General features: G+C 71.9%; 6 protein-coding genes and 1 pseudogene. 4 read left to right on the top strand and 3 right to left on the bottom strand.

What is annotated here, in order from left to right; genetic code table 11:
* A pseudogene (locus tag V7067_RS06810) lies at positions 1-2,753 on the top strand (hypothetical protein); the annotation flags it as partial.
* A 36-nt stretch (positions 2,754-2,789) separates the two neighbouring features.
* Here the strand turns inward: V7067_RS06810 and V7067_RS06815 are convergent.
* Positions 2,790-5,066: a rhamnan synthesis F family protein gene (locus V7067_RS06815; protein WP_334175134.1), complete on the bottom strand. Its 2,277-nt coding sequence runs from the start codon at positions 5,064-5,066 to the stop codon at positions 2,790-2,792.
* A gap of 90 nt (positions 5,067-5,156) precedes the next feature.
* Entirely contained in the window at positions 5,157-6,128 is a 972-nt protein-coding gene (locus tag V7067_RS06820; protein WP_334175135.1) for an NAD-dependent epimerase/dehydratase family protein, read from the bottom strand.
* 433 nt (positions 6,129-6,561) lie between these two features.
* On the opposite strand from V7067_RS06820, the gene V7067_RS06825 reads away from it, so the two are divergent.
* Together V7067_RS06825 and V7067_RS06830 are read left to right on the top strand one after the other, a co-directional pair.
* Complete coding sequence (locus V7067_RS06825; protein ID WP_334175136.1) at positions 6,562-7,188, top strand: HAD hydrolase-like protein; 627 nt, start codon at positions 6,562-6,564, stop codon at positions 7,186-7,188.
* Positions 7,185-8,084 carry a glycosyltransferase gene (locus V7067_RS06830; protein ID WP_334175137.1) on the top strand — a complete coding sequence of 300 codons (900 nt, stop codon included), beginning with the start codon at positions 7,185-7,187 and terminating at the stop codon, positions 8,082-8,084. The genes V7067_RS06825 and V7067_RS06830 overlap by 4 nt, the downstream gene beginning before the upstream one ends.
* Positions 8,085-8,090: 6 nt before the next feature.
* On the opposite strand, the gene V7067_RS06835 is transcribed toward V7067_RS06830, so the two are convergent.
* Entirely contained in the window at positions 8,091-10,526 is a 2,436-nt protein-coding gene (locus V7067_RS06835; RefSeq protein ID WP_334175138.1) for a glucan 1,4-alpha-glucosidase, read from the bottom strand.
* A gap of 174 nt (positions 10,527-10,700) precedes the next feature.
* Here V7067_RS06835 and gnd point away from each other — a divergent pair, with 174 nt between their 5' ends.
* Positions 10,701-11,684, top strand: a complete 984-nt coding sequence (gnd, locus tag V7067_RS06840; RefSeq protein WP_334175139.1) for a phosphogluconate dehydrogenase (NAD(+)-dependent, decarboxylating) — start codon at positions 10,701-10,703, stop codon at positions 11,682-11,684.
* Positions 11,685-11,738 lie beyond the last annotated feature (54 nt).

Consider the following 11,738-nt stretch of genomic DNA (forward strand, 5'->3'; position numbering starts at 1 on the left):
CGGGCGGGCCGGGTGCGGGGGTGGTGCTGCTGCTGTCGCTGGCTGCGGCGTTCTGGGTCTGCGCGGCGCTGTGGGGGGGTGCGTGGCAGCGGGCGGCCGGCCATGTGGCGCTCATCGCCGCGCCGCTGACCGTGCTGGCCTCCCGTGCCGCCGGGGCGGACCCGCTGTGGGTGTTTGCCGTGCTCATGCCGGTTCTGGCGCTGGCGGGCGGGCGGCTCGGCGAGCGCTGGCTGCCGGCCGCCGCCGCCGCAGGGCTGGCGGGGCTGGCGGCGGTCGCGCTTCTGACGGCGCCGCTGTTCTGGCAGCCGGCGGCCACGCCGTTTGCGCTGCATCCGGCCGACGGCCCGTTTCTGCTGGCGGCGGGCGTGGCCGGCGGGCAGGCGCTGGCGATGCTCTGGCGCACGCTGCGGCCGCCCCTCGTGCCGCCGCTCTGTGCGCCGCCACCCTTCGGGCTGGCCCTTGCCGCCGCCGTCCTGATGCTGCCGGCTGCGGCGCCGGCCTTTCTCAGCAGCGACGACTATCATTTCGGCGAGACGCTTCTGGCCGCGCAGGCGCTTTCCGGTTCCACGGTCTGGTTCCGCGATTTTGTGCCGCCCCACGGCCTTTCCGATGCGCTCGGTCCGCTCGCTGCCGTTCTCAACGGCAATGCGACGGCGACGGGCATTGCGGTCGGCTCGGCCCTTGCCGGCTGGGTGGCGGCGGGGCTGCTCTACTGGCGGCTGATGGTGCGCCTCGGGCCCGTGGGCGGGCTGTGCATGGCGCTGGTCCTGTCGTTCGGCGGCGACAAGACCATCGGCCTCCTGAACCTCGTCGTCGTGCTGGAGGCGATGAGCCTGCGCGGGCCGGTGCGGGCGGGCCTTGCGGGCACCGCGCTGGCGGCGGGGTGCGTGCTGCTCAATGCCGGGCTCGGCGCGGCGATTGCGGTGGCCGCCGGGGCGGCCGGTACCCTGCTGCACCTGCACCGCGGCGGCTGGCCGGCCGCCGCGCGCTTTGCGGCGGCCGCCGCGCTCGCCGCGGCCGCCGTTGTTGCGCTGTTCTGGCCGCAGATCGCCGGTGCGTTCGCCTTCCTGCGCGTCTCCGGGCTCACCAATCTCACGATCTACGGCAACGACGACCTGCCGTTCCTTGCCGATCTGCCGCTCGCCTTCCTCTATGGCGCGGCGCCGCTTGTCGCGGTGCTGTTCGCCGGCCGCCGGGCTCTGCCGCCCGGCGCGCCGCCGCTGCGCCGGCTGGGGGCGGCGGTGGTCGTGGCCGGGCCGGTCACGCTGCTGGCGCTGCTGCTCAATGCCTATGCGGCCGGGCGCCTCGACACCGCGCCGGCGCGGGCGGTGATCGCCTCTTCGGCGGTGCTGGTGTTCCTGCCGGTGTGGTTCGCGCGGCTGTTCGCCGACGAGGGGCCGGCGATGCAGGCCCGCGCCGGCATCGTGTTCGCGCTGTTGCTGGGGGCTGTCGCGCAGCCCGTTGCGCCGCTGTGGCGCGGCGGGCCGCTGTTGCCGCCGGTGGCCGTTGCGCCGCTGCCGCCGGTTTCGGCCATGCTGCCGCGGCTCGGCGCCGGCAGTGCCGATCCCGCCCACGTGCGCCGCATCGAAGCGGTGGCCACGGTTGCCGGCGCACTGCTGGAGGACGGCGAGACCTTCCTCGATCTCTCCAACCGCAGCGCGCTCTATTTCTATCTGAACCGGCCGGCGCTGCCGCCGGTCGCCAGCTTCTACAATGCTGCGCCGGTGGCGTTCCAGCGCGACTTTCTGGCCGCGCTCGGAGATAACCCGCCGCCGCTGGCGCTCCTCGATGTCGGGGCTCAGGGCTTCGACGGCGTCAACCTGCCGCTGCGGTCTTACTGGATCGCCGATTATGCGCAGGCCCATTACCGGCCGTTCCGCTGGGGCGGCTACCTGTTCGGCATCCGCCGCGATCTGGCCGGCCGGCTGGGCCGCCTGCCGGCCGGCGGCGAGATCACGGTGCCCGACGTCTCCGATGAAAACTGGACCGGCGGCCTTGCGAGCGGCGCCACGGCGGCGACGTGGTCCTTCATGCTCGACCCGGCGGCGGCGCGCTATCTCGCTGTCGGCGACCGGCTGCAGTTTTCCGATGGTGTGGTGCGGACGATAACCCGCCTGGAGGGGCACTCGGTCGCCACAGACCCGCCGCTTGCCGCGCTGCCTGCCGGCACGCCCGGCGAACAGCCGCGCTTCCGGGTGATCGGGCCGGATCGGCCCGGCTCCGGCCCCGGCGACGACGAACTCTGGCGGCGCGCGTTCGACCAGCCGTTCCTTTACCGGATCCCCGCAGCCTGGGGCCGCTCGCTGCCGCTGCTGGCCGGGCAGACGAAGCCGTCGCCGGTCACGCTGTCGGTGACCGGCACGCAGGATGTCGTCGCCCCGCAGACGCCCGGCGGGCGCTTCGGCTTCAGCGGGCTGGCACCGCAGTGGCTGTTCCGCCCGCAGCCGGCGCTGCAGCCGGCGCGGGATGGCCTGCTGCTGTTCTCGTCGCGCTGCAAGAAACCCGGCGTGGCGCCGGTGTGGCGGGTGCTGTGGCGGGCAGCCGGCGAGCCGTTCTCGGAAGCGAACAGCGTGTTCTTCGAGGCCTCCGGCCCGCTCAGTCTGGTGCCGCTCGATGCCTCGGCGCGCTGGCGCCGCGCGCCCGGCATCGCGGAAATCCGTTTCGATCTTCTCAACGGTCCCTACTGCCGCGAAGTCGGGCTCGGCGACGTGCGCCTGCTGCAGCGCGTGCCGCCGGCCGGCCTGCCGCGCTGAGGCGCGCGGGCGGGCCGGCCGGCAACGGGTGCGGCGTCAGAACTGGGCTGCGACCCAGCGTGCGGTCTGCTCGATCTGGGCGGGGGTGGAGAAGGCGCGGTCGATGGCAATCCGCTCCGCACCGCCGCTGCTGCCGGCGTCGCCGGCCGCCGCAGTCAGCGTTGCGGCCAGTGCCTCCGGGGTGGCGGCCGCGGCGAGGCGGAAGGCCGGTCCCAGCCGGGCGAGGTCGCAGGCCCCGTGGCGGTTGCTGACGACAGTGAGGCCGAAGGTGGCCAGTTCCAGCGCAGTGGCCGATTCCACCTGCGATGTCTGCGGCACCAGCGCCAGCCGTGCACCGGCGGCCATGGCGGCAAAGGTGTCGGCGGCCGGCCGGCCGAGGTTTTTCACCCGGCCGCCGCTCGGCAGGGTCAGATCGGCGCCGGGTTCGCCGAAGGCCACGATTTCCCACCGCGCGGTGGTGAACGGGTCGCTGCGCTGCCAGCGGTCGAGAGTGGCCACCACCAGCCGCGCCATGGCCGGGTCGGCAACCGGGTTCCACGGCACGATCAGCCGGTTTGCCGCCGGCTGCGCCGCAGCCGCCGCAGCCGGCGCGGCGGCCGGCAGCCAGGCCGGCCGCACGGTGATCTGGTCGAGAAAGCGCAGCCCGGCTGCGGCCGTGGACGCGGCAAGCGTGGTGGAGCCGAACAGCGCCACGATGTCGTTGCCCCGCGTCAGGGTCGAATCCGCCAGCCCCTGCTGGTCGATGTCCGGCACCACACCCGCCGCCGTCAGGTCCGGAATATCGTAGACGAGGCGGCCGCCGCGGCCGAAGAACCGGCGCTGGTCGTCGATGAGCGCCAGCGCCAGACGGGCATCGCGCCAGGTATCGGCAAAGAAGCCCTCGTCCGGCTGCACCGGAACGCGCGCCTTCCAGGCCCGCCATTCGGCCGGAATGACCACCAGCTCGGGCCTTGCCGTCTCTTCCAGCGTGGCGAGATAGAGCCGCAGCGCGGCAATCCACGGCGCATCGAAGCGGTCGCAGGCGATGATGCGCAGGCTGCGGCCGCGCTCTGCGGCGGCGCGGCGGGCGATCTCGATCAGCGTGGTGCGGCGGGTGGCAAGGCCGGTCTCCGGCCGGGCGGAGGCGATGAGGGTCAGGCGCGGGCGGCCGCCGTCTTCCGGCACGAAGCGCAGCGGCCGGAGCCGCTCGTCCGACAGCACCAGCGTGGAAGCCCCCGCGCTGGCGGAAACCGACAGCAGCGCCGGGCCGCCGCGCAGGGTGGCCGCGAGCGTTTCGGGGCTGTCGACCGTGACCATGTGCGATTCGAGCTTCAGCAGCGCCGGATCGGCGATCTTGGCCCAGGTGTAGCCGGCCTTCTCGCAGGCATAGAGCATGAGCCGTTCGACGGCGTGGGCGGGCGTGGCGTCGACCTGTCCTTTCTCCTCCGGGAAATCATCCCACGAGAGATTGAGGTCGAGCAGCGCGCGCAGTGCTGCGCTGCGGGCCCAGAACATCGAGCCGGCGGGGAAATCCAGCAGGCGATCCTGCGCGATGTCGACGCCGAGGCGCCGGGCGAGCTGCAGGCACGCGGAAAAATTATAGGCCCAGTGGATGGCTGAGGACACGCCCTTCCAGTGCTGGGGAAAGAGAATGCCGAGCCGCGGGTTGGCCTCGAAGGCGGCGAGGCCGGAGGCGACGATCTGCGGCGAACCGACGAGGTGGTGGAACAGATAGCGCCGCCAGTCGCCGCCGGCCGAATGGTGGGTGGAGCGCTTGGAGTGCAGGAACAGCACCAGCTCGTAATCGGCATAGATGTCGCGGAAGCCGACCAGCTTCGGCGCGATATCCCGCCCGCGGTTGGGCATGACCCGCACATCCATCGCCCCGCGCGTCCAGCCTTCGAAGGCCGCGCGGATGCTGGCGGCCTTCTCCTCGGTGTCGGTCGAAAGGAAGCAGTCGAACGGCACGGGAATGTTCTTCAGGTCCGACGCGATCTCGCCGGCCATGGCGGCATAGAACGCCGGGCAGACGACGGCGATGCGCGGCGGGCGGGCAAGCTGCGGACTGTAGGCGAACGGCACTTTCAGCACCGTATCGGCCTCGGCCGGAATGGAGCGGCTCGCCAGCGTGCCGCCAAGGCCGAACAGGCGCGGCAGCTTCCACGCCTCCGGCGGCACGTTGGCGCGCAATTCGCGCCGTTCCCGGATCCGCGTTCCGATCTGGCCGGTCAGCGTCCACCACACGGCCTTGGAGAGCACGCGCATGCCGCGGTCGAGCGGGTTGGCCGGCGGGCGGCCGGGCTTTTCGGTCGGCATTGAGAACGGGTTGGTCATCGGCGGGAAACTCTCGGCGTCGGACGCGGGATGGACTGACTTGTCTCGGGGCGGGCAGAGGCGGGTGTAGCCGCGTGCGGCCGGTGTGGCTCAGGCGCTGCTGCCCGCCGCCGCGGCGTGGCGCAGGGCGCGGTACCAGCGGGCGGTTTCCGCCAGCCCGGCGCCGATCTGCACCGGCTGCTGCCAGCCGAAGGCGGTGCGGAAGGCGCTGTCGTCGCTGGCCAGCGAGCCGACCAGCCGTTCGACCATCGCTTCGCGGTGCAGAAGGCGTCCGCCGGCGCGCAGCAGGCCCACCGGCACCGGCAGCAGCAGCGGCCGGCGCCCCAGCGCCGCACCGAGCGTGCGGATCATCTGCGGGGTGGAAAGGTCGCCCTCATCGCGGATGTGGTGCAGCGCGAACGGCCCGGCGAACGGCCGCGTGGCGGCCGCCACGATGGCATCGGCCAGATTATCGGCATGGACGAGGCTGCGGCGGTTATCGACGGCCCCCAGCGGCAGCGGCAGGCGGGAACCGGCCAGCCCCATCAGCAGGCGGAAATTGCCTTTCACCCCCGGCCCGTAGACCAGCGGCGGGCGCACCACCACCACCTCAAGGCCGGTGCGGGCGGCGATTCCGGCCAGCCCTTCTTCCGCCTCCCGCTTGGAGCGGCCATAGGCATCTTCCGGGGCGGCATCCTGCGGGGTCAGCGGCTGGCGGGGCCGGCTGCGCTCGCCGGCGGCCTTGAGGCTGGAGAGAAAGACGAAGCGGCGCACCCCGGCGCGTGCCGCGGCCTGCGCAAGAGCAAGGGTCGGGGCGACGTTGGCGGCGCGGAAAGCCGCCTCATCGCCCCCGGCGGTGCCGGATGTGCGGGCGGCGAGATGCACCACCACGGCGGCGCCATCGACGGCGCGGGCGAAGTCGCAGTCCGGCCGGGTGAGGTCGCCGGCCTCGAAAACATGTTCTCTGCCGCCTTCTGCGGCGAGCGGCGCGCGCACGATAAGGCGCACGGCCATCGCTTCCCGCATCAGGCGATGGCGCAGCGCCATGCCGACGAACCCGCCGGCGCCCGTCAAAGCCAGCATTGTGCCCCCGTCCCGATTGTCCTGCCCGGCGCCCCCCGGACCCGCGCGGTGCGGCATGTTGCCGTGCCGGCGGCCTTTTCCGGCCGCCGCCCGGCCGGGCCGGCGGCCTTTTTGCCGCTGCCCTCGTCGTGCAGCATCTTTCACAGCAAAGCGGCCGTGTCGAGGCAAACACGGTCGGCGGCTAAGCGTCGGCGGGCGGCCGGTTGACGCAACGCGACGATTGCACATTCGTGCCGCATCATGCTCAATGATAAAAGGTGTGCGCCGGCAGGGGGGGCGATCCCGGGGGCGATCCCGCCGGGGACCCGATCCCGCGCCGGCGCATCAGGACGAGGCGGCCCGATTTCGGGGGGAGGCCGGCAGGCCGGGGGCGGACAGGGCCGACCACCCCCGAGGCCCGCCGGACAGAGCGGACCGGATGCAACGAGCAGGCATGAAATACAAGCTTGTGATCTTCGACTTCGACGGCACGCTGGCCGATTCGATGCCGTGGTTCCTGGATATCGTCGACGGCGTGGCCGACCGCTTCAATTTCAAGAAGGTCGACCGGGCGCGGCTCGACGATCTGCGGGCCATGAGCGCGCGCAAGCTGATCGAGCTGCACGGCATTCCGTTGTGGAAGCTGCCCCGCATCACCCTGCACCTGCGCCAGCTCGCCGGCCGCGACAGCCATCTGATTCCGCTGTTCGACGGGGTCGACGAACTGTTCCGCGGCCTCGTCGGGCGCGGGGTCAAAATCGCCGTCGTCACCTCCAACACCGAGACCAACGTGCGCACCATCCTCGGCCCCGATCTGGCCGGGCTGGTCTCGCATTATGAGTGCGGCGCCACGATGTTCGGCAAGAAGCCGAAGTTCCGCAAGGTGTTGCAGAAGAGCGGGCTGGCCGCGCAGGAAGTGCTGTGCGTGGGCGACGAGATCCGCGACATGGATGCCGCCGCCGCCTCCAACATTCCGTTCGGGGCGGTGTCGTGGGGGTTCACCCGCGTCGAGGCGCTGGAAGCCCATGCGCCGTGCACGGTGTTCCGTCAGGTCTCCGACATTGCCGAGTGCGTGGCTTGAACCCTGAGCCTTCCGTTGCCGTGCCGGGGGCCGCCGGCCCCGTCGTCGCGGTTGCCGTGACCACGTTCCACACGGCCGACCGCACCGTTGCGGACATGCTGGAGAGCTTTTCGCGGGCGGCGCGCGTTGCCGGCGGAGCGTTTCCGGGCGTGTCGTTCCGCCTGCACCTCGTCGACAACACTGCCGGCGGCACCGACCGCGCGCGGCTTGAGGGCCTGTTGCAGCGCCATCTCGCGGCCGGCCTGCCGGTTGCGGCCGATATCCTCTCCGGTCACGGCAATGTCGGCTTCGGGGCGGCCAACAACCGCGCTCTGCTGGCCGAGAGCGCCGATTTCCTCGTCGTCGCCAACCCCGATCTGGTCTACGAGCCGGAGGCCTTCGCGGCTCTGCTCGTCACCTTCCGCGACAATCCGTCCGTCGGGCTCGTCACCCCGGCCTTCGTCGGCGAGGGCGGGCACGTCAGCCATCTGTGCAAGCGCTATCCCTCGTTTGCCGTGCTGTTCGGGCGCGGCTTTCTGCCGGGGCGGCTGCGGCGGCTGATCGCCGGCCCGCTGTCGGCCTATGCCATGGCCGACCGGGCGGCCGGCGCGGATTTCCGCGGCCCGCCCATCGTCACCGGTGCGTTCATGGCCTTCCGCCGCGGGGTGTTTCAGGACATCGGCGGCTTCGACGAGCATTTCTTCCTTTATTTCGAGGATTTCGACATCAGCCTGCGGGCCGGCCGGGTGGCCGACATTCTGTTCGCCCACCGGGTGCGTATGCGCCACGAGGGCGGAGATGCCGGCCGCAAGGGGCTGCGTCATGTCCGGCTGTTCAGCGCCTCCGCCGGCCGGTTCTGGCGGAAGCACGGCTTCCGGCTGTGGCAGGTGCGCGACGAGCCGCCCCGGCGCGCCTGAACGCGCTCACGGCACGCGCACGGTGACGGTGAAGTTCTCGCCGAGCCACGCCCCGTCGTCATGCCAGCGCAGGGTGAAGACCACCGTCGTGCCCGGCGCGGCCTCCGCGGTCGGCAGGTCGGCGAAATGCAGGCCGAACCCGGTGTCGGCGGTGTCGTCGTCGCGCATGCTGGTCCAGTCGTCCAGCGTCCAGCGCACGGTGGCCGGCCGCAGCAGTTCCACCCGCATCAGCTTGCCGGCCGGCAGCATGCGCAGCTTGTGATTGAAGCGCCACGGCCGCACCGGCGAGGTGACGCGGTCGGTCTGATAGCGCTTCACGGCCTGCGGCGGCTGGTCGAACACGGCCCCGTCGGCGAGCGAGCGCAGGAGCTTGATGTGCTCGGCGTGGGCCCACACCAGCGGCATGGCGCTGCCGGACGGTTTGCCGCGGAACAGTTCGCGGTGGGGCACGTCGGCGCCGTCCCACACCTGTTCCGGCAGCATGCCGCCATCGCTGGCGCAGGCCTCCAGTGTGGCGAGCAGGGCGCGGGCGGTGTCCATGCGGCCGGCGGCGATCTCGTAATGGGCCCGTTCCGCCGCCAGCAGCGGCCACGGCCGGCCGGTGCCGGTGCCGTCGAAGGCGCTGCCGTCATCGTGCTCGCCATAACCGTCGCCGTTGTAGCGCCGCCACAGCGGCCCCTGCGGCAGGTCCACCCGGACCGTGGCGTCGATGGCGCGCACGGTGGAGACGATGCGCGGGTCGTCTGCGGCCCTGAGGCCGAAGCGCACCAGCGCCAGCGCATCCGGGCTGACGAGGCGGGTGGCGGGGGCATCGCTCTCGCCCGGCGGGCGGTTCTTGATCGGCACGAAGCCGTCGAGGGGCGAGGCGCAGTCGGCCGCGTCGGGCGGGGCGATGCGCACATAATAGCCGGGGATGCCGAGGTCGCTGCACAGGCCGGTGCCGGTGGCGAAGGTCCAGCGCTCGATTTCGTCGTTCCAGGTGTCGGCGGTCTCGCGCAGATAGCGCGCCTGATCGCCGAGGCCGGCCGCCTCGGCCATGTCGGCGGCGGCGAGCAGGGCGGCGATTTCCACCGCAAGCGTGAACGGCGAATAGCCGGCGTCTTCCTCCCAGCGGTCCTGACCGGTCACCGGGCCGTTGACGACGAGGAAGCCCGCCGCTTTCAGCACCATCGGCAGGTAAGAGGCGCGCTCGCCCGGCGACAGCACGCCGTGGCGCGCCAGCAGGTCTGCCAGCAGGATGGGGAAGGCGCATTCGTCCATCTGCACGCCGTTCCAGTAGGGCCGGCCGTCGAGCCACATGTTCTGCGACCAGTGCCCGTCGGCCTCCTGCACCGAGCGCAGGTAGGCGAGGATGTCACGGGCGTGGCCGGTCGCCCCGGCGGCGAGGAAGCCGCCGGCCGTTTCCACCAGATCGCGCGGCCACACCAGATGGTAGCCGCCGAGATCCTCGTCGCCCTTGCTGAAGCCCCACGGCACCGACAGGCTGGCGATGGCGGCGCCGGGAAACGACACCGGCTGATGCACGGCCAGCACCGCGGTGGAGATGCGATAGGGATCGACCCCGCTCACGCCGTCCACCCGGTCGAGGGTGATGAGGCGGGACTGATAGTCCTGCCAGACGGCGCAGTAGCGCTCGGTCAGGGCGGCGATGCCGGTCTGCAGCGAGGCAAGGGCGCGCTGGGCGGCTTCCTCGGCCGCGCCGGTGGCAAAGCCGAGTGCCAGGGTGACGGGCGCCCCGGCGGCATCGAGGTCGATTTCGCCGATGAGGGCGATGTTGCCATCCCGGGCGCTGAGGAAGCGCTCGGCAAGGAAGCCGTGGCGTTTCAGGTCCTGCCAGCCATCGGAAACGCCGACGAAGCCGGCCGAGCGGGCGAGCCACGGCACCGAGGCGGCAACCGCGAGGTGGACGTGGCCGGAGCCGGCGGCAAACAGCATCGGGTGGCCCTTGTAGGCCCCGACCCAGCCGGTGTTGCCCGCCCCGGCGTTGACGATGTGCGGCGCGACGAGGGCAAACAGCCGGTAATCGGCCACATCCCCCTGCAGCGCCTCGAAGGCGATCTGCTGCACCACGGTGTCGCGGGCGGGATCGGACAGGATGTGCTTGGTGATGCGGTAGCGCCCGTCATGGGCGGTGTTGACGATGCGGAAGGCCGGCACGCCCGGCGCGATCATGGCGATCTGGTGGCTCGTGTCGCGTTTCTCCTCGGAGAAATAGCCGTTGGGGCCGGTCACGATCAGGCCGAAATCGCGGGTGCAGGCGCTGTCGACGCGCGGATAATAGACTTCGTTCAGAATGCCGTGGCTGATGGTGAACCACACGCGGCTTGCAGCGGTCAGCGCCGTGCCGACCGCGCTCTTGGCGCTCGATGTCCAGCGGGCCTGCGTGCCGGGCCGGCCGGGCGGATCGAACGGCGAAAGCGGGGGTTCGGTCGTCTCGGCCATGATGGCATTCCTTCCGGTGCAGCGGATCGCATCGCGCGAATCTTCTCGTTTGCCCAACACGATCACCGATTGGCGCGGCCGGCAAGCCGGGGCGGGCGGGATGTTGCGCCGGCCGGCCGGGTCGTGTCACATGCCCACCGGGCCGGGGCAGGTGCGCGAGGGGAGTGCGGCAACGTGGAACTGGGAATCGTTGGACTCGGCCGCATGGGGGGCAACATCGCGCTGCGGCTGATGGATGCCGGCCACCGCATCGTCGCCCACGACGTGCTGGCAGAGGCGCGGGCGCGGCTGGCAGCGGCCGGTGCGGAGCCGGCGGAGAGCCTTGCGGCGCTGGTGGCCGGGCTGGCGGCGCCGCGCACGGTGTGGGTGATGCTGCCCGCCGGCGCCGTCACCGAGACCGCCATTGCCGCTCTTGCCGACCTGCTTTCGCCGGGCGACTGCATCATCGACGGCGGCAACACGTTCTATAAGGACGATATCCGCCGTGCCGCCACGCTGCAGGCCCGCGGCCTCGATTATGTCGATGTCGGCACCTCGGGCGGGGTCTGGGGCCGCGAGCGCGGCTATTGCATGATGATCGGCGGCCCGGCGCAGACGGTGAACCGTCTCGACGGGCTGTTTGCCGCCCTCGCCCCCGGCGCCGGCGACGTGCCGCGCACCCCCGGCCGCGAAGGGCGCGATCCGCGCGCCGAGCAGGGCTATCTTCACACCGGCCCGGCCGGTTCCGGCCACTTCGTCAAGATGATCCACAACGGCATCGAATATGGCCTGATGCAGGCTTTTGCCGAGGGGTTCGACATTCTGGCCAACAAGAACACGCCGGCGCTTCCCGAAGCCGAGCGCTACGACCTGAATGTGGCCGACATTGCCGAGGTGTGGCGGCGCGGCTCGGTGGTGTCGTCGTGGCTGCTCGATCTGGCGGCGATCGCGCTGGCCGGCAACGAGAGCCTGTCCGATTACGAGGGGTCGGTGGCCGATTCCGGCGAGGGCCGCTGGACGGTGTTCGCGGCCATCGAGGAAGCGGTTTCGGCGGATGTGCTGTCGGCCGCCCTCTATGCGCGCTTCCGGTCGCGGCGCGATCACACCTTCGGCGAACGGCTGCTTTCGGCGATGCGCTACCAGTTCGGCGGTCACGAGGAACAGGGCAGCGGGCACTGAGCGGCGCGTTGCGCGCCGCCGGGCAGCAACGGGCACTAAGCGGCGCGTTGCGCG

Origin of the sequence: Pseudoxanthobacter sp., assembly GCF_036822375.1 — a bacterium.
Taxonomy (GTDB): Bacteria; Pseudomonadota; Alphaproteobacteria; order Rhizobiales; family Segnochrobactraceae; genus Pseudoxanthobacter.

Bases quoted from the DNA above. Each gene is read 5' to 3' on its own strand.
- V7067_RS06815 (WP_334175134.1), bottom strand. From the start codon at position 5,066: ATGACCAACCCGTTCTCAATGCCGACCGAAAAGCCCGGCCGCCCGCCG.
- V7067_RS06820 (WP_334175135.1), bottom strand. From the start codon at position 6,128: ATGCTGGCTTTGACGGGCGCCGGCGGGTTCGTCGGCATGGCGCTGCGC.
- V7067_RS06825 (WP_334175136.1), top strand. From the start codon at position 6,562: ATGAAATACAAGCTTGTGATCTTCGACTTCGACGGCACGCTGGCCGAT.
- V7067_RS06835 (WP_334175138.1), bottom strand. From the start codon at position 10,526: ATGGCCGAGACGACCGAACCCCCGCTTTCGCCGTTCGATCCGCCCGGC.